Raw genomic sequence first — 24,447 nt, 5'->3', positions numbered from 1 at the left:
AAAGAACAGCCCGATGACCGAGATCGTCTCCATTAAAGCCCGTGAAGTCCTGGACAGCCGCGGAAATCCGACCGTGGAAGCCGACGTGCTGCTGGACGGTGGAGCGATGGGCAGGGCCGCTGTGCCCAGCGGCGCTTCCACCGGTGAACACGAGGCCGTGGAGTTGCGCGACGGTGACAAGGAGTACTACCAGGGCAAAGGCGTTCTGCAAGCCGTGGAGAACGTGGAAAGTGTGCTGGCACCTGAGTTGAGCGGCATGGACGCGGCGAATCAGCGGCTGATCGACGCAACCATGCTGGCGCTGGACGGCACACCGAATAAGGAAAGGCTCGGCGCGAATGCGATTCTGGCGGTGAGTATGGCCGCGGCGCGGGCGTCTGCGTTGGCACTGAAGCTGCCGCTGTACCGCTACCTGGGTGGCGTGAACGCCTGCCTGCTGCCGACGCCGATGATGAACATTCTGAATGGCGGCGCGCACGCGGACAACAATGTGGACTTTCAGGAGTTCATGATTATGCCGGTGGGTGCGGAGAGCTTTTCCGAGGCGCTGCGCTGGGGTGCAGAGACGTTCCACACGCTCAAGAGCGTGCTGAAGAAGAAGGGCTACAACACTGCGGTCGGTGATGAGGGTGGGTTTGCGCCCTCGCTGAAATCGAACGTAGAGGCCATTGAGGTCATCCTGGAAGCGATTCAGGCTGCGGGGTTCACGCCGGGAGAGCAAATTGCGCTGGCGCTCGATCCCGCAGCGAGTGAGTTCTTTAGCGCCGAAACCGGCAAGTACGTCTTTAAGAAATCGGACAAGTCCGAGAAGACCTCTGCCGAGATGGCTGCGTATTGGGCAGATTGGGTCCGGCAATACCCGATCCTTTCACTGGAAGATGGCCTGGCCGAAAACGACTGGGATGGCTGGAAGATTCTGACGGATGAGATCGGGGACAAGTGCCAGTTGGTGGGCGATGACCTGTTCGTGACGAACACGGCGAAGCTGCGCGAGGGTATTGAAAAGGGCATCGCGAACGCAATCCTGATTAAGGTGAATCAGATCGGCACGGTTAGCGAGACGCTGGAGGCAATCGAACTGGGTCGCCGCTACGGATATGCGTCGATCATTTCGCACCGGTCCGGCGAGACGGAGGACACCTTTATCGCCGATCTGGCCGTGGGAACCGGCGCAGGGCAGATCAAGACAGGATCGCTGTCGCGTACGGACCGCATTGCCAAGTACAACCAGCTGCTGCGGATCGAGGAGGAGCTGGGCCAGACAGCAGAGTTCCTCGGCATCGAGTCGGTGAACTGCGGCGAATAGTTGCTGAGTCGAAGCAAACTGCGAGGCCATGTCACAATCGACGTGGCCTCTGCCTTTTTTGGAGTCGACATGCCGCGTCGCAAACCTTTGGTACTCACGATTCTGGACGGCTGGGGAGTGCGCGCGGAAACGCATGGCAATGCCATCGCGCTGGCACGCAAGCCGACATATGACATGCTGCTGCGCGAGTATCCCAGCACGCTGATTCGCGCGAGCGAGCACTTTGTGGGCCTGCCCGATGGTCAGATGGGCAACAGCGAAGTTGGCCACCTAAACCTGGGCGCCGGCCGTGTGGTGCGCATGGACATCACGCGGATAGACGGGCTGGTCGACTCGGGCGAGTTCTTCTCTCTGCCTCTGCTAGTCGATGCAGTGCAGAGTGCGTTGGAGCGTGGGCGCGCCATTCATCTGATCGGGCTTGTTTCAGACGGTGGCGTGCACTCGCATCAGCGGCATCTCTATGCCTTGCTGAAGCTGTGCGCGCAACAGAGGGCAGAGCGCGTTTTTGTGCATGCCTTTTTGGACGGTCGCGACACGCTGCCGACCAGCGGCGCGGGATACCTGGAGAAATTGCAACAGCAGACGCGCGAGATTGGCGTTGGTTCCATCGCGACGTGTTCAGGCCGTTACTACGCGATGGACCGCGACCTGAAGTGGGACCGTGAAGCGAAGGTGTTCGACGCGATGGTTAAGGGAACGGCCGAGGGTGGAGCGTACGCCGACCCTGTCGCGCGCGTTCGAGAAAACTACGCCAATGGCATGACGGATGAGTTCACGGTTCCATTTGTCTGCACGGATGTGAACGGCAGGCCGGTTGCGACGGTGCAGGAAGACGATTTGGTGATTTGCTTTAACTACCGCAGCGACCGCGTGCGCCAGCTCACGCGCGTGCTGGCGCGTAATGTGCAGGGTGGTTTAACGGCGAACGACGGGAGCGACCTGCCCAAAGCGGAAGAGCTTGATTTGGAGATTCCGCGCAACAGCGTGCCGCAAGGATTGCGTTACATTTCGATGACGCAATACGACCCCAGGTTCAAACTGCCCATGGTTATCCAGCCGGAGAGCATGGACAACCTGCTGGCGAACGTGCTCGCGGTGCACGAGTTGCGGAACCTGCGCGTCGCCGAGACGGAGAAGTATGCGCATGTGACGTACTTTTTCAATGGTGGGGTGGAGAAGCCGTTTGCCGGGGAGGAGCGCGAGGTGGTGCCATCGCAGAAGGTCGCCACCTATGACCTGGCACCGGAGATGAGCGCACGCGGCATTTGCGACACGGTGCTGAAGGCGATCGAGGACACCGCGTTCGACGTGGTTGTGGTGAACTTTGCGAATGCGGATATGGTCGGGCATTCGGGCAAGATCGAGCCGACGGTGAAGGGAGTTGAGACGATTGATACCTGCCTGGGCGAGATCTATGCCGCGCTGCGACGCAACGGAGGCTCATGGCTGATCACCGCCGATCATGGCAATGCGGAGATGCTGATCGATCCTGTTACCGGCGGTCCGCACACCGCGCACACGATCAATCCGGTGCCTCTGATTGCGGTGACGGAGCAGGGCAGGGGATTCAGCCTGCGCGACGGCGGGTCGCTACGGGATCTTTCACCGACGGTGCTTGCGATGCTTGGGCTGGAGTTGCCGCGGGAGATGACCGGCGGAGATCTACGGGTGTTTCCGGCGGAGTGACTGCCCGATGTTCTGCATTGTTGAAGCCAGAACAGGTTGGTAGCCCTTGCCGACGCCGGAAGAAGCAAATCCTTCGTCGCGCTCGGATTATAACTATCAAAATTATAGCTGCTATGCGTAACTGTTTTGCTGCTCAGGTAAGCTGTCTGGCTGCTCTGACCATATCGAGAAAGAGTTGGTGCACGCGGGGGTCGTCGGACAGCTCCGGGTGGAAGGTGGCGGCGAGCAGGTGGCCTTGGCGAACGAGCGTGGGGGAGCCGTTGCGCTCGGCGAGGGTAGACACTTCCGGACCGGTTTCCGTGATGCGTGGGGCACGGATGTAGACCATCTCCAGTGGGCCGCCGGGCAGCGTGGTCTCGGTTTCGAGGATGTGGGATTCGTTCTGGCGACCGTAAGCGTTGCGTTCGACGGTGATGTCCATGGCGGCGAGCGAGCGCTGCGCCGGGTTGTGAACGCCGGTGGCGAGCAGGATCGTTCCGGCGCATGTGCCGAAGGTCGGCGTTTCGCGCACGAACTGCTGGAGCGCGTCAAAGAAGCCGCCGCGTTCCAGGTGCTTCAGGAAGGTAGTGGATTCGCCACCGGGAATGACTAGACCGTCAAGCCCGGCCAGTTGCTCTGGCTTGCGCACCAGGATCACGTCGGCTCCCAAGGAGCGCAACCGAGAGGCGTGGGCTTCGAATGCACCCTGCAGGGCGAGAACGCCGATGCGCGGCTTGCTTTTCGACACTGCGGGCTACCAGCCGCGGGTCTGCATGCGCTGCGACTCTTCGATTGCGGCGGCGGCGAGGCCTTTCATGCTGCCAAGCACTGCTTCTGACGCCTCGGCGACCATCTTTGGATCGTTGTGGTGCAGCGTGGCGAGCACGATAGCCTTTGCGCGGGAGACGGCTTCTGCGTGCTCGGACGGATTCCTTGGACGTCCGATAACCTCGCGATCAACTCGTCTGTTGAAGTCCCCGGACCTGATCTCTGAATTCTCGTCGTACCAATCTCCGGACTCATATAAGGAATCTTCCGTGTAGCGATCTACCCTGAGCGGGTCGGCGCCATCTTTCATGAAGATGCCGGAGCCGACAAACACTGTTTCCGCGCCGAGTTGCATCATGAGGGCCGCATCTGCCGGTGTGGCGATGCCGCCCGCGGAGAAGTTCGGCACGGGCAGCTTGCCCGCCTTGGCGACCATGCGCACCAATTCATATGGTGCTTGGTGAAATTTTGCGGCCTGGTAGAGCTCTTCTTCGCCAAGCACGGTAAGTGCCTTGATCTCGCGCGTAATTTGGCGCATGTGCTGAACCGCGTGGACTACATCGCCGGTGCCGGGTTCGCCCTTGGTGCGGATCATGGCAGCGCCCTCCGCGATGCGGCGAAGAGCTTCGCCAAGATCTTTCGCACCGCAGACGAAGGGTGTGGTGAAGGCGTGCTTGTCGATATGAAACTTCTCGTCGGCCGGCGTGAGCACTTCGGACTCGTCGATGAAGTCGACGCCGAGCTCTTGGAGAACCTGCGCCTCGGCGAAATGGCCGATGCGTGCTTTCGCCATGACAGGAATCGAGACCGCGCCGATGATCTCTTTGATCAGCTTCGGACTCGCCATGCGGGCAACTCCACCCTGCGCGCGAATCATGGCAGGGACGCGCTCGAGCGCCATGACGGAGACCGCGCCGGCTTCTTCGGCGATACGCGCCTGCTCGACGCTCATCACGTCCATGATCACGCCGCCCTTGAGCATTTCCGCGAGGCCTGTTTTCAGGCGAAGCGACTGGGGTGCGTAGCGGCCGTTGCTGTTGCCGTTGTCCGACGCGAAATCTGCCATGGCGTGCGCTCCTCTTTCAGTGTTGCGGGATTCCCAGTTTACCGCGTATTTACACGTTCGCTCAGCTTTGGAGTGCGGTTGCGGAAAGAAATGGCGTGACCACGCCGACGATCGCACGCCCATGCTGCTCGATCCATTTGGCGGAGAGACCTTCTACACGACGGAGGGCATCGGGCGATCGGGGCTCTGCCGCGATAATGCCGCGGATGGACTGGTCGAGTAAGAGGACGAAGGGCGCGACGCCGAGTCGTCTGGCTTCGTGCATGCGCCAGACCTTGAGCGCGCGATCCATCTGAAGGGCGGGCGAAGTGTTTTCGAAGTCCAGCGATGAGTTCGGGTGGCTGGTCGGTGGGATCGCGGCGGTTGTGCGGGACCCGGAGGAAGCGAGCGTTGACGTAGCTGACTGCTTTGTTTCCCGGACTGTATCGCCGCTTTGGGCAGAACGCAGGTCCTTTGCTTTGCTCGGGATGACACTGCTTTGAGGGCGGCTCTGGGATTCTGAAAATAGGCTCTTTGCTGATGGAGAGATAGATGTGCAGGCGAGATTTACCTGTGCCTCACGCAAGACCTGAAGGATTGCCGCACCCCACTTCTCGACCTTGGCGCGCCCAATACCGGGGATACCAAGCAGATCGTCCTGATTTGCGGGGAGTTCCGTTGCAAGTGCTCGCATCGTTGCTTCGCTGATCACCATCCAGCCTGGCTGCTTCAGGCCTGTGGCAACGTCTCGGCGCCAGGCGCGCAGAGCCGCATCGATCTGCTTCTGCTGCTCGGTAAGCGGCTCCATCTCGCTGGACGCGGAAGTCTTCCGTACCGACCTCTTCGGTTTCGGCGAGACCTCCTCTGCAGCCGCGCGCAATTGCACGCCGACCAGTGGCTCTCCCGCGTTTACGGCAGAACCTTCGTGGGTCAGCATGATCTTACGGTAGGCGATTTCGCGGCCGTTGCCGTCAGCGGGCGTGAAGCTGGCGGACTCGATGGTGACGTATCCGGCGCGGGCCAATGCATCCATGAGCGCGTCGAACTCGCGGCGATCCATGCGCGATTTCGGGTCGACAGCTTCGTAGAGTTTGCCGGAGGAACGGCCCTGGCCATGGCGCTCCAACTCCGCAAGCGTGCGACGCAGGAGCCGTTCTTCGTCCGCGGTTATGTCGCGGAAAGCGCCCGCGATGGCTCGTTCGGGTGAGCAGAAGTCGCACAGGCCGCAGGTGCGTGCACTGTCATTGCGGTCGCCAAAGTGCCGGATCAGCGCAGCCATGCGGCACTCGGAAGCGGAGGCGAACCGCATCATGTTGTCGATCTGCGCACGCCGAAAGCTGACCTGCGATTCGTAGCGCGGCAGCCACTCGGACTGTGCCATGCCGGTGCGCCAAACATTGTTGCCGAAGTCGATTTCCGCTGCGCCCTGGGCCAGCAGCTTGTCGAGGGCGGGCGCGAAGGCTTCCATGTCGAGCTTGAGGGAGAGCCGCAGGTCGTCAGCGTGCACCGGTTCACTTTTGAGCGCGGACGCGACGCGATGCAGAGTGCTGGGCGCCGGGTAGTCGCGATCCAGAAAGAATTCGTGGGTGCGGCGGTCGGCGTAGGAGTACATGAGCACGGCGCGCGAATGTTTGCCATCGCGGCCCGCACGGCCGATCTCCTGATAGTAGCTTTCCACGCTGGCGGGCATGGCCATGTGCAGCACGGTGCGGACATCGGCCTTGTCAATGCCCATGCCGAAGGCGATGGTGGCGACGATGACGTCCGTCTTGCCGGAAAGAAAGTTTGCCTGTACGTTTTCGCGGACCGCTGGGGCGAGGCCGGCGTGGTACGCGGAAACGGAGAAGTGGTCCTGCAGGTGAGCGGTGACCTCTTCGGCCTCCTTTCGCGAGGGTGCGTAGACGATCGCCGGCCGTGCCGCTGTATCGCGCAGCAGCTTCAAAGCCATCTCGCGGCGCTGCGGTTTTGATAGCTCGAGTACCTCAACGGCGAGATTGGTGCGGCGGAAGCCGGTGATGAACTCGGCCGCCTGGTGCAGCCGCAACTCGGCCACGATGTCGCGCTGCACCTGCGGCGTGGCGGTCGCGGTCAGGGCAAGAATAGGCGCGGGACGAAACGTCTGCAGATGCCGGGCCAGGTTTCGGTAGTCCGGACGAAAGTCGTGGCCCCACTGCGAGATGCAGTGCGCCTCGTCGACCGCGACCAGCGAGAGAGTTCGCTTACGCAGCATGTCGACAAAGCCGGGAACCCGCAGACGTTCGGGCGCGATGAACAGAAACTGCAAGGAGCCGTCCAGGTACTGGCGGCAGACCTCGCGGCTTTGCTCGCGGTCCATGCCGGAGTGGATGCGGCCCACGCGCAGGCCAAGCGAATGCAGCTTGTTCGCCTGGTCGTCCATAAGAGCGATCAGGGGAGAGATGACCAGTGCTGTACCGCACCGCGCAAGTGCCGGCAGTTGGTAGCACAATGACTTGCCGGCACCGGTCGGCATCACGAGCAGCACGTCCTGTCCTGCTGCGGCGGCCTCGCAGACGGCCTGCTGGTTCGCACGGAATCCGGAGAAGCCGAAGCTGGAGCGCAGTAGGGTTGTGAGGTCTGCTGCGTTACTGGAAGGCGGCATCTTCGCTCTATCTTCGCAGGCGAGGCGCTGCGCTGCAACTTAGTTGACCGGACGGGAAATGATTGCCCGACACTTTGCCGGCTGCACCATTTGCCTGTTCGGTGCTTGTGCGTTCAAAGTAGTCTGCACAACAGAAACGAGCTTTCGCGTGCCCGTAAGGGTTGATTGGGGAGACAAACTTGCAGGGAACGAAATGGGGCAGCGTGGTCGCGGGACTTTTGCTTGGATTGGCGAACATAACAGCCGGTGCGCAGCAGACGGAGGTGCGGCGGTTCAATCTCTACACCGGGTTCGTCGATTTCTATACACCGGGGCTGAATGGCATTCACCAGCGAGGGTTCCATGTGCAAGGCGGGGTCCGGTTGAACCGCTGGCTTTCCGGCGGTGTCGACTATAGCGTCGGGACCGGTTCGACCAACTTGACGCCAGACCTGACAACGGCCGCGATTCAGCAGCGTCTCGGGCTGCTGTTCGCTGCCTCGCATGTGCCCGCAAGTTACAAGCTGGCAATCCCGACCGACACCAACCTGCAAACCTTCACGGCAGGAGGCGAGGTGAGTTACCGGCATTTCAGGCGCGTGACTTTGTTCGCCCGGCCTGCCTTGAGCGCATTCCGGCTGAGGGCGGTGCCGAAACCCACCGACGCAATCTCAACGGCAGTTGCCGGCTTCCTGGTGCCAAAGGGCTACAAACTGGATTGGGTGGGAGCGTATGGTGTGGGCGGTGGCGCGGACTTCAACGTGACGAAGGCGTTGGCGATACGGGCACAATACGACGGCGCGTGGAACCACCCTTACAACGATATTCTGGCCAACGGCGGCTGGACGAACCGGTTTTCGATCGGAACGTCGTTTAACTTTGGCCGCAACATTCTTGCGCCGTCGCGTACTTCTGCCTCGGTGAATGCCCGGCGTGATGGATTATGAGCCTTCGCAGAGACGTATCGCCGATGGAGTAAACGCCGCATAGCACCCTGACGGGTGCTATGCGGCGTAGTTCGGTGTTAGTGATGCTTCCAAGCTCGATTACAAGGCGGCCTCTAAAGACCGTTCGCACCGCGACTCGTCTGCGACGTTGTAGGTGCTGAGGTGTGCTTCAGCACGTCAAATAGCGGGGTTGCGGGCGTGACGGCCGGGCCGACTTTGGCGGCGGAAACCGCCATGATCCGGATGTTTGGGTTATTGGGCAAGGTGATCGTTTTGGCGCCGGCTGGGATCTCCAACGCATAGGCGAACAGGTAACTGTAGGCGTAAGGCTGGTTGAGCCCGGACGCGGTGTGGTGGTGCGAGGCATACCAGGCCACCTCGGCCGGCTTGATGAAGCCTTCGCGAAGCCCCGTGTAATCTTCCGGATAGCGTGGGGAAGGCTCCGAGCGTTCTGCAGCCCGCAGATCTTTTGGGGGCCACTGCTGGTGGTGCGCGGAACTCGCCCAGTCGACTGGTGGCGTCGTACTCTTCCAAAGCCGCGTATCCCACTGGCCGAGATAGCCGCCCCAATCTTCCACGGTTAGGTTTGTCGCTTGGTTGCCAACCTTGAAGCTCGCGGCCTGGTCGTCATTGCTGCTTGCGGCGAGCACATAGACGCGGTCGTAGGATCCGGCGGGAAGCGCGATGGTCTGCCCCTTGGCGGATATCGCGTCTGGAGTACCCGTCGCCGCTTTGGCCAAGGTGAAGTTCACGCCATGGTAGCGAAGCTGATCGGGCAGCATCTCAGCCGGGTACGCGTCGCCTTTTCCATCGAATCCTCCGGCCGGGGTAGCCGTATCGTCGTTGGTGGCGACCGCCGTGTCGTAGGTGAGAGGTGCGGCCTGTGATGTGACGGCGGGCGCCGTTACGGGAGCGCCGCCCAGCTTGAAGGCGAATGTCTTCGGCTCGTATCCCTTCAGAGATGTTGTCAGCGCTCCACCCGTAAGGGAAACGTTGGGGGCACCCTGGATGGGCAGCTCTTGCGCGTTGATCTCGCGCGCAGCTGTGACAGGCCCGGCAAGGGTCAACCGCACGTCACTGGCAGGCTTTCCATCCAACTCCACTATTCGAACGACCATTTCGTCTGAGAGTTCAGATTTCTTCAGCGCGAAAACGCGAACGCGTGGGTTGCTCACCCGCAACAGGGAGAACTGTTTGCCCAACCGGCCTGCGTGCGGCGAGGTGGTGAATGCGCGAAGAGGGTCGTTCAACCGATAGGCTTCCCAATCCGTGTTGGCTTCACGCCAGCCGCCGCGATGCCCGGTGATGCCGTAGCGGATCTCGTGATGGCCCCAGTCCTGGTTGGCTTGATCGCTGTAACCCACATTCGGCGAAATGCCCGGTGTGCGCAGCAGCGTCAACCGCAACGTGTTGTCATTCGGCTTGTCGGACCCGTTTTTGTCGTCCGTCAGAATCGTCGCGCCGAAGCCGCCGGACGTGTCCGTAAGGTCAATCCACTTGTGCGAAACGACTTCGAACTGCCGGTCCATGGCGTTTGGCCGCGTGACCACGCCCACGTCTTCGTTATAGGTGGCGTTGGGATTTGTGGCGTTCAGCGGGAATGCCACTTTCAGGTTTTCTGCCAGGCCATGCCAATCGATGCTGTCGCCGAATTCGACCCGGTTACCTGGGCTACCCGCGGCCAGGCTTACCGTTTGAACATAGGTGGAATCTTCCGTCTTGCGTGAGATCTCCAAAGCCACGCGCACCGGACCGTCTTCCTTAATTCGAATCTGCGCCGGGCCGCCGACCACCGCGCGCGGTTTTGCTTCGACCTGATCGAAATCCATGTTCCACGCCGGCCATTGCTTGGGCCGGTCCAGGGTTAGCTGGAGCTGAATCGGCGCGGACAGAAGCTCCTTGCCGACCTGCTTATCAAAGATGCTGCTTACGTCTCCGTCCGCGTTGACCTGGACGCGGTAGCGCGCGTTTTCGAGCGAGTTGTTCGTCACCTTCAACTCACTCTTTGCGTTATTTTTGCCGGCCCCACTCAGGTGGTACACGGCGTACCCGACGGAAGGAACGCGTGCGACGAACATGACGGTGTTGCCGCTGACCTGTGCCGGTGCATTCTCACCATTCGGTCCCTTAGCCACCAGGCTCTTCGCGCCCGCAAGCGAAGCAGGAAGCGCCATGGTGACCAGGTCTTCGCGATCAATGTTCAGGTTGTTGTACAAAACGACCGGGACGCCCGAACCCGCGGTGTCCAGCGCAGCCGCAACCGACTGCGTGGCACTGGTGAAAACGCCCGCGAACTGGTTGGCGGTGAGCACGTCGTCGTTCCACGCGTACTCGTAGGCAAGCGGGGTTGCGGTACCCGCCGCGGTGTCGTGAAAGTGACCGCCCAGCGCGAGCGTCCACGCGTCGGTAAGTCGCTGCTGCGGATACGGTAGGCCGCCCATCCATGCCGCTGCGACCGACGCTTTCTCTGCTGCGTCAGCCAGCCGTTCGTTCATCAGAACCCACCGCTTGTGGTAGGCCTGCGAGGTCAGCGAACCAGCAGAGTGGTTGATGAGTTCCAGGTCACCCTGCACGGTCGGCATACGATCTGTGTCGCCGGGCGGGATGTCGCGGAAGAGCTGGTCAGCCGTGGCTTCAATGACGGTGACCGGACCTTCTCCTACGCGCACCGGCGTGCTTGACGCCGACTGAGCGGCGCGCATGAATTCGGGGAGTGGAGGCGTAGGCAGCACGGTGGTGCCTTTGGTGACGATTGCCTCCAGCAGCTTGACCGTGGACTCCTGGGTTGCGCCCCCGATATCACCCGTGCCAACGTAGTGGTAATCGGCGTAGACGCCTGAAACCTTGCCGTCCAGGTCGATGCGTTGCACCCAGTCCGGTTCCTGGCGCTCGCGTTGGCTGATCCGGTTGTAGATGCGTAGCTGCTGCGGCGTCAGTTTTGACAACTCCGATTGCGAGAGCTTGGGCGCCGGTGCCGACTCATCCACGCGACTCAAGTCGGTGTAGGTGTTGCTGCCGTAGCCGCCCGGATTCAGCGCCGCGATGACGTAGGAGCCATCCGGTCCGATCCATCGGCCGACGTTAAACGGGATGCCTTCGGGTGTCTTTTCTGGTGAATCGGGGCCGCCTACTTTCGGTGCAGGTTGCCATGCCGCATTCAGCTTCTGTGTGGAGAAGCCCTTGACCCCGGCGTGATGAAGGATGGTGGGAAGCGATGCAGGGAAGCCGAAGCAGTCCGGAATCATGTATTCCTCGCTCGCCTTGCCAAACTCGTGCCGAAAGTAGGTGTTTCCGTAGAGCACCTGGCGAAAGATTCCTTCAGCGGAGGGCAAATTCACATCACCCTCCTCCACCGACGAGCCGGCAGGGAACCACCGTCCTGCAGCGATGTAACCCTTCATGCGTGCGTAGTCGTCGGGGTAGTACTCCTTCTGAAGGCGATAGCGGTTTGAGCCTGTCCAGTTGAAGACGTAGTGCGGGTATTTATCGATGTAATCGAAGTTCACGCGCATCGTCTTCAGCAGGTATTCACTGATGACCTGCGGGAACTCCCAGCGCCATTGTGTGTCCAAATGCGCATAGGGGACAACATACAACGTCGGAGTCTTCGTGATATCGGGCGCCTTGGATGTTTGCGCTCCGGTGGAAGTGAGAGCGGAAACAGCCGCGACGGCGAGTGTACTCAACTGAAGTTTGCGGACAAAAGTGCGGGAGCGCATCGTGCAAAATCTCCGGAATGGTCGGTAGAACAGGGGAAGTGGCGGAAGGGTTCCGCTCGAGAAAATTGGAGCGGAACCCTTCCTGTACGGGAGATGGTGCGACGTTAGAAAGCATACCGCAGGCTGAACTGGAATTGCCGGTCTGCGGCATAAGTGCCGCCCTTGGTGAGGCTGCGACCAAATGTGCCGGAGGTGTAGCCGGTATCGGGGTTGTCCGGTGTGGGATGGTTCGCAATGTTGAAAGCTTCTGCACGGAAGACCAATGTTTGGCTCTCATGCCCGGGGATAATCGGAATGGTTTTGTTCAGCGCCGCGTTGTAGCTCTGAAAACCGGGGCCATAGATCTGGTTCCGGGTACCGCGCGGAGCATAGCGGGCCGCAAATTGACTGGTCAGCGTTGTGGCGTCACGCACGACCGCACCGGTTGTGGGATTTATGCGGAACGGGTACACACTTGTGTCGAACCAGGTGGACGTTCCCGTCTGACCCGCAAAGGACTTGAACGGAGTCGGCCGTCCTGTCGTCGGGACCAGCTGGCTGCCCGAACCCGGTCCGACACCCGCAAAGTCCGTTCCCGTTGACACGTTCAGCGGTGCGCCGGTCTGCGTCTGTAGCGTACTAGAAACTTGCCACCGCCCGAGAATGGTCCTCGCGAAGCCGTTTGAAGAACGCGAGAACTGGTCGATGTTGTACACAAGATTCGCTACGAACACGTGACGCCGGTCGAAATCACTCGCGCCATAATAGATGTTCTTGTCAAAGGCGTTCGGCAGGTTGGTGCCGTTGCCCGATCCAAAGTCCGTGCTCTTGGACCATGTGTACGCCACGCCGAAGAGCAGCCCTTTGCTCAAACGCCGTCGCAGGTTGAGCTGCAACGAATTATAGAAAGAAGCGCCTCCGTTCGTCGCCTGGTTGATATTCGAAAAACCCTTGTACGGTCGCAGGGCGTCCTGCTGAATGCCAGGATTTGCCTGGACCGTTCCGGGTTGCAGCTGGTTGATGTTCAGCAGTTCCTCTAGGTGAACGCCGCGACGGCCTGCGTACGCCATCGTGAGTACGCCTATATCTTTGAATTCCTGCTCGACCGTAGCGTTCCAGTTATACGCGTTCGGGCTGGGGTAGCTAAGCGCCTGCGAGGAATAGTTGAACGGGTACTGATTCGATCCCGTACCACCCGGCGTATTCGCATTGCCCAGCGCCACGGTGGAGGATGGCTGGAAAGGTGCGTTGCCTCCGGTGAAGACGTTATCCGTAATACCCAGCCGCTGCACGTACCGGCCGCCGCCCGCGCGTATCACCGTGCCCGGATGCACCTGGTAGGTAATCCCTAGCCGCGGTTGAATGTCTGTTTTGATGGTCGGCGAGTAAGCCCGGCCGAAACCGCGGAACAGGAAGCCGTACCCATTTGCCAGGATGTCAGAGTTCACGTGCCCCTGCGCGCTGGATGGAAAACTATTGCCTGGAATCACAACGCCGTTGTAGCGGCTCTGATCACCGTTCGGCAACGTCACCACGTCGCTTGTGGGGTTGACCACGGCTGCAAGCGAAGCGCTGTAGTTTGCTGGATTAAAAACTGACTGATTACCCCATTTCGCGTAGTAGGGGCTGTACCAGCTGTAGCGAATGCCGGCTTCGATGACCAGGTTGGGTTTCGCACGCCAGGTGTCTTGCAGAAATCCCTCGTACATGGTGCTGCGATACAACGTGTACGAGCGCTGGCCGATTTCGCCATAGGTGTCGAACAGGCCAAGCGCTGTGTTCGCTACCGCAACGCTGCTGGTTCCCACGGAGTTCGCAGAGGGAAGCGTGCGGGAATCGGTGAAGTTGAAACGGCCGTTCTGGTTGTTCGTGGATCCAGGTGTGTTGGATACGGTGATCTGGTCGAAGTTATTCTCGCCCGAGTATTCGAAGTTGAATCCGGCCTTGAGGGTGTGGTTACCCAAAACCTTGGTGACGTTGTCGGCCGCGTTGTACACAATGCCGCCCGATCGCGATGGATATGGACCACCGTCCAGCAGATCGAAGTTCGAGATCGATATAGTTGGAATCTTGTCCGGCAGCGTCTTGTTGCTCGGGTACAGGTATGGGTAGTTAATTCCGTAGTTCGTGCGGTTATACCGGCCGCTCGACGTATCGATGTTGATGGTGACGTGGTCCGTCGCGCCCGACACGATGACTTCATTCACGAGCGTCGGCGACGCATTCCACGTGTAGTGGATCACGCCGATCTGGTTGGGGCGCAGAAAGATTCGCGGATTGCGGTTGAAGTTGCCGTAGTGCGGCGAGTAGTCCGTGTAGTTGTAGTTCAGCACGGTAAAGCGCAGGCGGTGCGCTTCCGCCGGAATGTAATCGATAACGTAGGTGTCCTTACGCTGGGTCTGCCGCTCCGTGGCTGCCTCGGCCCAATTGTAATTCGTACCATTGGCATTGGGTGCCGGATACGCGTTCAGCAGGGCGAGTCCGTTGGCGCTCAGCCCGCCGGTAATCCGGTTCTGGGGATACGGTGTGCGCGTTTGCGGGTTGTACACGACCGTGTTTGTGCCGCTGTAGAAGATATTTGGCGCGAGCAATTCGCTGAAATCGCCCGTGCGCATGAGCGCCGTCGGCACCTTGCGGAAGACCGTGTCTTCATTGTTGAAGCGCACGTATTCCTGCCCGAAGAGGAAGAAAAGGTGGGTCCTGCTCTTGTTAAACCCCGGGAATGTTACCGGGCCGTTGAAGTTGTATCCGAACTGGTTGAAAACGAAGCCTGGCGGACGCGAGCGCACCCGTAGTGTGTTTGCCGGGAGCTTGCGTTGCCAGGTGTTTGCGTTGAAGAAGGTATTCCGTAGAAACTCGTATGCGCTTCCGTGCAGTACGCTTGTGCCACTCCGAGGCACGATGCGGACCTGGCCACCGTCGCTACGGCCGTACTCCGCCGGATAGCTGTTGGTCAGGATTTGTACCTGGCCGGTCGAGTCGACATCCGCCACGCCAACGCTGGTGCCGTTGGAGCGGGTGCGCACGGCGGGTGCACCGTCGAGGGTAATGAGGCTGTCCTGCGAGCGTGCGCCGCCGATGTTGATGCCGTTGTCCAGCCCGAACGAGAAGGAAGCCATCGGCGCGTTGCGCACCACGCCCGGCTCAAGCTGGGATAGATAAAGAGGATTGCGGCCATTCAGTTGGATGCTTTTGACCTGCTCTTGCGTGACCAACTGCCCGACAACCGCGCTTTCTGTTTGCACAGTATTTACGTCGGATTGCACTTCGACGACGGCTGAAGTCTCACCGACCTTTAACGATGCATCCAGCTTGCGGCCAATGCTTGGGTCCACGTGCACGTTGGTGAAATCGTAGCTCTGAAAGCCGGCGGCTTCAACGTGGACACGGTAATCACCCGTTGGCACATTGGGGATCGTGTAAGAGCCGCTTTCGTTGCTGGTGACGGTGTTTACGGCCCGGGTCGCGTTGCTGGTAATCGTGATTTTTGCGTTCGGCAGCACTGCGCCAGAAGCATCAGTGACAACCCCGGAAAGCGAAGAGCTGTCGGACTGACCGACAGCAGCATAGGGCAAGCTGACTGCAGTCGCGGAAATGGTGAGAACTGCTAGGACGGTACTGGTGCGGAACATGGAGCCTCCAAAAGCTTGCTTCGTGCAACATGGTTGTCTTGCCTGCAAAAGGGCATCGTGGAATGCCACACTTCTAGCGAGATCGCCTCTGAACTGTCAAGACAAATTCTGAAGACACGCGAAAGGCCTAGGATAAGTACCAGTTATAAACCGGGACACCTTCGCAGTAGATGGCTGCCGAGCACGTTGGCAAGCGGCAAGCCATTTCAGGATTAAACGTTTGACAGACGGCAGTGGGGCGCAGCCGTGCCGTCACCGACATCAGTATGGTTATCGTCGAGATTCAACCGCTGCAAACGTTGGCTAGCAACGTATCGATAGGCTTCATAAGAACTTTTTCAGTTCGCCGTGGATGATGGTGCTACAGCAATCCAGAAGAAGATAACCGCCGTAGTGCAGCTTCCTATATTGCAGCGCGATCACCAAGCAATCGCTCAGAAGCCCAGCCAAAACGGCTGGGCTTCTGAGTTCTAACGAGGCTACACCGAAATGGAATGAATCTTCGTTTGACCCTGCGAGTCATCGCTGAACTGAAGTGCGGTCGTGCCCGGAGGGGGACTTGAACCCCACGACCTGTAAGGTCTGCGGATTTTAAGTGCGGGCCGAGTGGCTGCCCAGACCTGCGTGAGAGCGTAAGAATCGCTCCTTATTTGAGTTCTTGCATTCTGTTCAGAGCTAGCGTGGTACATAAGCGAGGTAAAAACTGACACAGAATTTGAAGTAGGATGAAGCGCCTGGCCCTGCGCTGACAGTGCTAAGCCTCATCATCTGGCGGGGCTCTCGATAGCAAGAGGTCTGTTCAGGCTGCACTCCGCGTCCTCAGCATGCTGTGGTCCTGCTGTGCAAAGCGGCGCAGTTCCATGGTCGGGATAAGAATACGGCCACACAACTTCCTGGTTTGAATGTGACCGTCGGCAATGAGGTAATCGAGGGTACGCAGGCTGATGGCGAGAGCAGCCGCAGCATCTTTCCTACTGAGGAGGAGTGGTTCGAAGGTGGGGCGTTTGACGCAGGCAGGGCAAGGCTCGGTGCCGGGAGTGATCTTCATGAACGCTCGTACCGTTTGCAAGTAGCCAACGCCCATTATTGGGCTACACCTCCTTGAGAAATGAGGCGAATTACATGATGGTGCCTTGGAACTGCGGCGGTGTAGAGTACGAGCTTGGACATGACTGTAGTCTCCGCACGCCCGAGTTGGTCAACGATGTTCTTCAATCACGATATTGGGGAATGAGGGCGAACATGAAACCACTCAGACGTTTGCGTAAAGAGCAGAGTCAGAAGCGCCTAGGTTATGTACATAGGTTGCAGCCGCGCTTGGAACTCCTCACCATGATCGCTGGCCGAGCTAAGGTGCCGATGTGCAGATTTGAAAGAGGAGCGGTTGCCCACGTCGGATGCGGTGTGCTCATGAGCTTAGGGAAGGACATTTTCATCTTCACTGCCCTACACGTGCTCAGGGACTTCATTGGCCACGATACCTACATTCTCTGGAAGGAACACTCATCCAAGTTGGGGGTTTAGCGGACGGAAGTACAGCTTTGGACGCAGCAATATTTAGAGTAGAAATCCAGACCTCAAGCCGTTCCATGCTGCGGCGGTCCAAGCAGGAGCCGTGTTCGTCCAATCTCAAATGCTGCAAGACAAACTAGCGATCTTCGGGCGCCCAGCAAACTCGCTTACGAAGAATGGTGAAGGAACGGTCTACCAGGTGCGTGGAAAGGATCGGTCCTTCTACAAGGGACTAAGCACCGGGCCAGAAGAGAAGATCATCATGAACTACCCGAAGAAGGTGATTGGACCAAACGGTCCGGTTCGCTATCCGCCCTTTTAAGGTATGAGTGGCTCAGGTGTGTGGTTCGTTCCACAGCTGACGGACAGAGCTATATCTCTTCATGCTACAGATCCTGTACCAAGGCTCATAGGGATTTTCACCGAACAGCGTAGGCGAGACAATTGCTTGGTCGCAACGAACATTCTGCAGCATATCCAGTGTGTGTGGGCGAAGTTCCCGCATCTGCTCTCGAAGTACAAACCTCAATTGTAGAAGCAGATCGAAGAGCAGCGGCAGCGGGCGCAAGAGCTTCGCACCAATTCAGCAGCCGATTCTGCCGTGCTGCGCAGATTCTTAGATCAGGTCCTGCACGATCCCGGAACAGACCTAGATTAGTTGTGGCGACCTGCTTGCGACGTAGATGATGTAAGCGCCCGCGACGACCACTGGTCATGGTCAAGGCGGGCTAAACACTTCTCGCCATGATGAGGAGATGCCGATGAATCATCTTGTAGCTTTCCCCTGCACAGATTGACTTGCAGCAGATTTGATCCGCCTCCAACCGTCGAGGGTCAAATTTCGAAGAGGCTGCATGGATCTATACAGTCACTGCCTACCGAGGGGCCAACAAATCGAACGATCATGAAGTTGGGCCCTCGCGCTCACTCTGAGTAGGGTGATGGCCGCCGCTTCAGTCGCGACGAAGCCAGGGTTTTCCACAGAAAGTAGCGTGGCAAATAGGGCAAGTGCAGCCGCAGGCGGTATACAGATCCAGCTACAAGCGGGCGGCATAGCTCATACATGGACTAGGCATTCCATGTCGGATATCAGAACAGGGGAGGCACCGGACGGGAGACCACCGCATTCACGAGAGCTTCAGCCGTCGAACTCTGCTGACTGCACGACGATGATTGTTTCAGGAGAAGGTTCTCGTTCCGGAGCAGTGCATGCTGTCGAGGTTGCGGGCTGGGCGGCGATTGTCGCGCACAAAGCGAAGCAGTGCTTGTTCTTTCACCCGTCGGGGCCGAATGGGTGGGCCGAAGGTGATATCAGTTTCGAATACCTGAAAGGTGACCCCGACGCTTGCATGGCCTGCGTCACGCCTTTGCTGCCCACCTCAAACAATATGCCAATACACCCTGGCTTGGCTTTTTGAGCACGCCAGCCCTTGAAACCGATAGGACATTTTGCGCTGAAGTACCCGAATCATCCCGACTAGTAGTTAAGAGCCGAAGTGTATGGCGCATTTTGACGTGACCCAAAGTGGGGATTACCAGCTCTCTCCCGTCGCTCGATGATTGCTTCAGCTTGCCCCTGTGTCGGGGGGTTTTTCGCGCTTGCCAGGGAGTTTCTCTCGATCTCAGGCGCGGTTCTCTGATGGATCAAAGGAGATCCACTGCTATGCCTTGCCTTGAAGTTGCCGTGAGTCTCGCAGTTAGCTGGATTAAGTGTGCTTTCTGCCGTCCTCCAAGAAGATTGATGAAACGGGTCCTGCTGTGGACCTCCTTGGCGACGTTCGCGCCATTCGGCTTAGGCCAGACGTTGCCAGTCGCTACAGCCGTCGGAAGCACGCGGGTCATCTATACCGTGACTGTCACGATGGCGCAGTCCGGCACTGCTGCTACTCCCGCGGTGGTCACAGGCGGTGTCGCCAACCTGGACTTCACGTTTTCTGCCAACAACAGCGCGGGTTACTGTACGCAAAGGACATACGCGCAGGGTGAGCAATGCAAGGTGGATGTATTGTTTGCGCCCCGTTTCCCCGGCCTTCGCTGGGGTGCGGTCGTCCTGCGTGATATCACGAGCACACAGGTAATCGGCACAGCACAGATGAATGGGCTCGCCACGGGCGCTCTGCCCGCGCTGTACCCGGGGCTCACATCCACAGTTGCCGGGCATGAGGACTTTCTCTACGAGAGCCCCTCCGTTAGTGACGGGATTCCAGCGATTGCCGCACCCATCCAGCTGCCCAAAGGCGTCGCGATCGACGCGTCGGGAAACCTATACATCGCCGATTACCTGAACTACCGCATTCGCAAAGTGGCGGCAAACTCGACAGGCGTTCTCGACAACAACTCTCTCATTTCCACCGTTGCCGGCAATGGCACTCCTGGCTTCTCGGGCGACGGCGGCCCCGCGACCCAGGCCAGCATCGCGTCCCCGACCGGGCTTGCAATCGACGGTGCTGGCAATCTGTATTTTGCAGACACAAACAATGACGTCATTCGCAAGATCGATAACGCCGGCGTCATCACGACTGTTGCGGGGCTGCCGCGAACCGCGGGTTACACCGGCGATGGTGGTCCGGCTACTGCGGCCACGCTGGACCATCCGGAAGGCGTCGCGTTTGACCTGCAGGGCAACCTGCTGATCGCCGATACTCACAACAATCGCATCCGCACTGTTTCGCTTTCTTCTGTCGTTCCGACCATCTCCACACTGACGACAGGGCCACTCAATCTCCCAAGCCAGATGGCAACGCAAGCTGACGGAACGCTGCTCATCGCAAACACTGGCAGCAACCAGGTTTTAGCGTTCCGGAGCGGTTCGCTGTCCGTGCTGGCGGGATCGGGAGCCCGTGGTTACAGCGGCGACGGCGGCCTTGCAATGGCGGCCCAATTGAATCAGCCGGTCGGCATTGCTGTCGACCCAGCGGGCGACATCTATATCGCGGACCAGGGCAACAATCGCCTTCGGGTCGTTGACCCTGTATCCAAGACAATCTCCACTGCGGCAGGAACGGGCAACGAAGCCTTTACCGGAGATTGCGCCACCGATACGACGGCTCCACCGAATTTGTGCGGGCCGCAGACGAGCGCCAGCTTCAACGGACCTTGGGGCGTACAGTTTTCGCCGCTCGGTGAACTGTACCTCAGCGATCCGTTTCACAACCGCGTGCGCCGGTTCAGCGGCAACAACGTGTTGGCGCGCTATGCCACCATCCGCAACCTGAAAGTTTCTCCTCCGCAGACGATTACGTTGCGCAACCTCGGCAACGACCAGCTCAGCATCACGGCACCCATCTGTGATCAGACGAAGCTGGACGGCACACCACCAGCCTGCGCCTTTCCGGTCAGCGCGACTACCTCGCTGGCCCCGCTGGACAGCTTGTCCGTCGCGGTCGACTACACACCGAACGTGCCTGGGCCTTTTCCGTACAACGGGACAGGCAGTCTACAGTTCAACATCGCGAGCACGACTCCGGTACATAGCTCGCCCGTCATCGACGTGCAAGCGCAGGTGCTGGATGTAAATCCCACGTCGGTCACGCTCATTCCCGGCAGCAATCCCGCCGTCGTAAATGCGCCTCTTCATCTTGTCGCCACCGTGAGCAACAACAACGCAGGCACGTTCACTGGCACCGTTACCTTCACGGTTGACAACGCAGTCGTCTGTTCGGCGGTACCGCTCACGGGCGTAACTGCTGGATGCGACGTTACTTTTACGAGCATCGGCCACCACACGGTGATTGCGGAGTACTCGGGTGACGCGCAGGATGCCGGGTCCCAATCCGCTCCGCTCGACGAGTTGATCAAGCTTTCGCTTGATCCCGCTTCTGGTCTTTCCGCAGCGCCCAGTCCCCAGACCGTGACGCAGCAGGTCACGCTTACTTTCCGTGCCGTTGCACCCGCCGGAGGCGCCACACCGACGGGAACGGTGTTGTTCAATGAAGGATCGAATGTTCTAGGCAGCGCCAGTATCACCGGCGGTGTCGCGACCATTGCGATTAGCAATCTTACGGTGGGATCTCATCCGCTCTCGGCTAGCTATATCGGCGACGGCACGTACATGCCGTACCAGGCGGGCACCACAGAGGTGATCCAGAAAGCTTCCACCTCCACCTTGCTCAGCAGCAACAGCGACACCGTCCTGTCAGGCGCAACTGTTACCCTGACGGCCACCGTCTCGCCCACGATCACCACAACTCTTTCGGGAGCGGTGACCTTCATGGACGGCCCGACTGTACTCGCAAGCGGCGTCGCTCTCAACAGTTCGAACCAGGCCATTTTCAGCACGGCGTCGCTCTCAAGCGGCGTGCATTCGATTCACGCCACTTATGGCGGTGACACAGACAACAACACCAGCACCAGTGCAACGCTTACCGAAACTATTAATTTGATTGGGACTTCCACCACACTAACGCCCTCGGCAAACCCGTTGAAGGCAGGTGGGATGCTGCACCTTACCGTCCAGGTCGCGGTCGGTGCGGGCCTTAGTCCGAACGGTCCTGTTACCGGTAGCGTGATCTTCACGGACGGTACCTCGGCATTAGCAACGGTTCCGCTGGACAACAATGCCTCAGCCTCCCTGGACCTGAACGCGCTGACGGTAGGAACACATGTGCTGGTGGCCACCTACAACGGCAACCCTAGCTACGCGCAGAGTCGCGACACGATCTCTGAAACCGTTCAGCACACGGATACCAACGCGGTCGGCGCTTCACATACTCCGGTCGCCTTGGCCGGTACTGAGGTAAGCCTCTCTGCGACCGTAATTAGCAGCACCGGCGTTCCTACCGGCACGGTCTCTTTTCAGGACGGACCGACCGTCGTGGGAACTGCGTTGCTTGATGCTCAGGGACACGCAAGCTATATCACCACCAGCCTGCCCGCGGGCACGCACAGTCTTACGGTTGCTTACCAGGGCGACGCGAATTACAACCCGTCCACCTCCGCGCCCTTCTCGCAGCAGATTGACAAGGCAAACCCGCAGCTTACCTTGAACGGTCCCACGAATCCCGTAAATGTGACGACCTTGACCACCTTCACCGCGGCGCTCTCAACGCCCGGTGTCGCGCCGACAGGCATGCTTACGCTGTATGACGGCGCTACGGTGATTGCGACGCAGCAGGTCAGCAGCACCGGCACCTTTACCCTGGGCAGCAGCTCCCTCACCGTCGGCCAGCACAGCATCAGCATCGCTTACAGCGGCGACATCAACACCGCTCCGGTAACTTCAGCGGCAGTAAATGTCACGGTGCAGTTCGCGCCCAGCACCACAACGCTTGTCTCAAGTGCGAACCCGGCCATTCTTGGCGCATCAATCAGCTTTACGGCGGCCGTGACCAGCGTCACGGGCAACTTGACCGGGAGTGTGCAGTTCCTGGATGGCACGAAGGTGCTCGGTTCCGTTCCGCTGAACAACGGATCTGCGACCCTCACGACAAGCGAATTGCCATTCGGAATGCACGCAGTCTCGGCCGTCTACGTCGGCGATGCGAACCATGCTTCGGCCACATCGGACCCTGTCCGTCAATCGATCATCTATAAAGCTGTCCTTGCTGCTACGGCGGCACCTAACCCTGCCTACACTGGCCAGGATGTGGTTCTCACCGCGGGTGTAGGCTCCATCAACGGTTTGGTGCCTACCGGAACCATCAGCTTTCAGGATGCGGGCGTTGTTCTTGGTCGGGCGGTGCTGGATGCAAGCGGGACCGCATCGATTCACGTATCGACACTAAGCGTGGGCTCGCACGCGATTGCGGTTGCTTACTCCGGCGATACGAATTACTCCACAGCCGAAGCAGCGACCAACCTTGTCGTTCAGAACTCAGTCACCCAGACTGTAGTGCGTGTCGATAGGAACCCGGCCACCTTTGGCGCTAACCTGACCCTCTCCGCGACGGTCACCAGCACGGGCGGCACGGCTACAGGCACGCTCCGGTTCACAGAGGCCGGCACAGTGATCGGCACAGCGACGCTGGACAGCACCGGCAATGCCTCGATCCACACGGCAAGCCTCGCACCTGGGCCGCACTCCGTTACCGCACAATATGCAGGCGACGGCCGCGCAAGCGCATCTACCTCATCGCCGGCGGTGTTCCTGGTGAAGCAGCGTACGGCACTTGCGCTCTCGGCCGACAACAACCCGGCACTATCGTTGGACGGCATTACGCTACGAGCCACGTTGGGGTATGATCACACTTTTCCAGCTACGGGAAGTGTTTCCTTTGCAGAAGGCGCCAAGTCTTTGGGCACTGCACTACTCGATGCCAACGGTGTGGCGGCTCTCACCGTTTCCGCCCTCCCGGTTGGAACGCACACGATTACCGCGACGTACGGAGGCGATGACAGCGACTACGGCGCCGATGCTGCGCCACTCGCGGAAGTCGTGAGCATTCGATCGACCACCACGAAGCTAAGCTCGTTTGCCTCTAACAGCGCCGATCCTCAGCAGATCACCTATGTGGCGATCGTGCAGTCGCCAACCCTATCAAAGGTCGCTGGGCCAACAGGCACCGTCTCTTTCTACCGCGGCAGTTCACTGGTCACCACCGCACGTGTGGACGCAAATGGTGTTGTAAACGTGACGTTGGAGTTGCAGGTCAACACGCCGGCAACGCTCACGGCCGTTTACAGCGGTGACGCAAGCTACGCCACGTCTACCTCGGATCCTTCCACCGCATCACCAGGGCCAGCGACAAACTTCGTGCTGAGCGTCAGCAAAACCGACATGAAGCTCCAAACCGGACAGCGGCAGACCGTGACCGTCACCGTAGCGTCAATCAAAGGCTTCACTGACGACATGCGCTTTGGCTGCGTCGGTCTTCCCTACGCGGCAACCTGCACGTTCACCAAGTCGGGCATCAAACTTGCAGCCGATGGCAGCGGCAGCATGGACCTGGTGATCGATACGGCAGATCCACTGGGCGCTGGGGCGACCGCTGCGAACACCAAGCCCAAGCCTTTTGCCACGTCAACCGCGGTGCTCTGCTGTCTCCCATTAGGTGCTTTGCTGCTTTGCGGTGTGCGCCGCAAATTTGGACTGAAGCTGCTGCTTGTGCTAATCGCGGCGAGCGTCAGCTTTGTAGCCGTGGGTTGCGGTGGTCTGCAGATCAACAGCACGCCTGCTGGTAATTACACTTTCCAGGTCACCGCCATAGGCCAGGGGACGGGTGCACAGCAGGCCGTCACCGTAAAGCTTGCGGTGGGCAAATGAGGGTAAGCGTAGTTTTCCGAACACGCCGACTTCGTAGCACCAGAGCAGGTACTCGGAGGCGCCTGCTCTACAGG

11 protein-coding genes are annotated in these 24,447 nt (G+C 59.5%); 5 read left to right on the top strand and 6 right to left on the bottom strand.

Features of this window, described 5'->3' with window-relative positions; all coding sequences use genetic code 11:
* Positions 1–13: 13 nt before the first annotated feature.
* Both eno and gpmI read left to right on the top strand, forming a co-directional pair.
* A complete protein-coding gene (gene eno / locus ACOFKT_RS08320) occupies positions 14–1,306 on the top strand; it encodes a phosphopyruvate hydratase (RefSeq protein ID WP_419807139.1) in 1,293 nt (430 codons plus the stop codon).
* Positions 1,307–1,375: 69 nt separating this feature from the next.
* Positions 1,376–2,992 carry a 2,3-bisphosphoglycerate-independent phosphoglycerate mutase gene (gpmI, locus tag ACOFKT_RS08315; RefSeq protein WP_419806931.1) on the top strand — a complete coding sequence of 539 codons (1,617 nt, stop codon included), beginning with the start codon at positions 1,376–1,378 and terminating at the stop codon, positions 2,990–2,992.
* 133 nt (positions 2,993–3,125) lie between these two features.
* Here the strand turns inward: gpmI and pdxT are convergent, their stop codons facing one another.
* From pdxT to ACOFKT_RS08300, 3 genes are all read right to left on the bottom strand, one after another.
* Entirely contained in the window at positions 3,126–3,719 is a 594-nt protein-coding gene (pdxT, locus tag ACOFKT_RS08310; RefSeq protein WP_419806930.1) for a pyridoxal 5'-phosphate synthase glutaminase subunit PdxT, read from the bottom strand.
* 6 nt (positions 3,720–3,725) lie between these two features.
* Positions 3,726–4,805 (bottom strand): pyridoxal 5'-phosphate synthase lyase subunit PdxS, encoded by a 1,080-nt coding sequence (pdxS, locus tag ACOFKT_RS08305; RefSeq protein ID WP_419806929.1) that lies wholly within the window; start codon positions 4,803–4,805, stop codon positions 3,726–3,728.
* 61 nt (positions 4,806–4,866) lie between these two features.
* Entirely contained in the window at positions 4,867–7,404 is a 2,538-nt protein-coding gene (locus ACOFKT_RS08300) for a RecQ family ATP-dependent DNA helicase (RefSeq protein WP_419806928.1), read from the bottom strand.
* A 179-nt stretch (positions 7,405–7,583) separates the two neighbouring features.
* On the opposite strand from ACOFKT_RS08300, the gene ACOFKT_RS08295 reads away from it, so the two are divergent.
* A complete protein-coding gene (locus ACOFKT_RS08295; RefSeq protein WP_419806927.1) occupies positions 7,584–8,330 on the top strand; it encodes a hypothetical protein in 747 nt (248 codons plus the stop codon).
* Positions 8,331–8,443: 113 nt separating this feature from the next.
* Here the strand turns inward: ACOFKT_RS08295 and ACOFKT_RS08290 are convergent, their stop codons facing one another.
* The 3 genes from ACOFKT_RS08290 to ACOFKT_RS08280 all read right to left on the bottom strand — a co-directional run bounded on the left by ACOFKT_RS08290 (position 8,444) and on the right by ACOFKT_RS08280 (position 16,708).
* Positions 8,444–12,049: a glycoside hydrolase family 38 C-terminal domain-containing protein gene (locus ACOFKT_RS08290; protein ID WP_419806926.1), complete on the bottom strand. Its 3,606-nt coding sequence runs from the start codon at positions 12,047–12,049 to the stop codon at positions 8,444–8,446.
* A 104-nt stretch (positions 12,050–12,153) separates the two neighbouring features.
* Positions 12,154–15,660 carry a carboxypeptidase regulatory-like domain-containing protein gene (locus ACOFKT_RS08285; RefSeq protein ID WP_419806925.1) on the bottom strand — a complete coding sequence of 1,169 codons (3,507 nt, stop codon included), beginning with the start codon at positions 15,658–15,660 and terminating at the stop codon, positions 12,154–12,156.
* Between the two features lie 799 nt (positions 15,661–16,459).
* Entirely contained in the window at positions 16,460–16,708 is a 249-nt protein-coding gene (locus tag ACOFKT_RS08280; RefSeq protein WP_419806924.1) for a helix-turn-helix domain-containing protein, read from the bottom strand.
* A gap of 585 nt (positions 16,709–17,293) precedes the next feature.
* Here ACOFKT_RS08280 and ACOFKT_RS08275 point away from each other — a divergent pair.
* Both ACOFKT_RS08275 and ACOFKT_RS08270 read left to right on the top strand, forming a co-directional pair.
* Positions 17,294–17,494 (top strand): hypothetical protein, encoded by a 201-nt coding sequence (locus ACOFKT_RS08275; protein WP_419806923.1) that lies wholly within the window; start codon positions 17,294–17,296, stop codon positions 17,492–17,494.
* Between the two features lie 1,419 nt (positions 17,495–18,913).
* Positions 18,914–24,373, top strand: a complete 5,460-nt coding sequence (locus ACOFKT_RS08270) for an Ig-like domain repeat protein (RefSeq protein WP_419806922.1) — start codon at positions 18,914–18,916, stop codon at positions 24,371–24,373.
* The last annotated feature ends 74 nt before the right edge of the window (positions 24,374–24,447 follow it).

It is taken from the genome of Terriglobus sp., assembly GCF_965201105.1.
Classification (GTDB): domain Bacteria; phylum Acidobacteriota; class Terriglobia; order Terriglobales; family Acidobacteriaceae; genus Terriglobus.
Note: the sequence above shows the minus strand (reverse complement) of the source record. Positions and strands in the feature narration are given on the sequence as shown.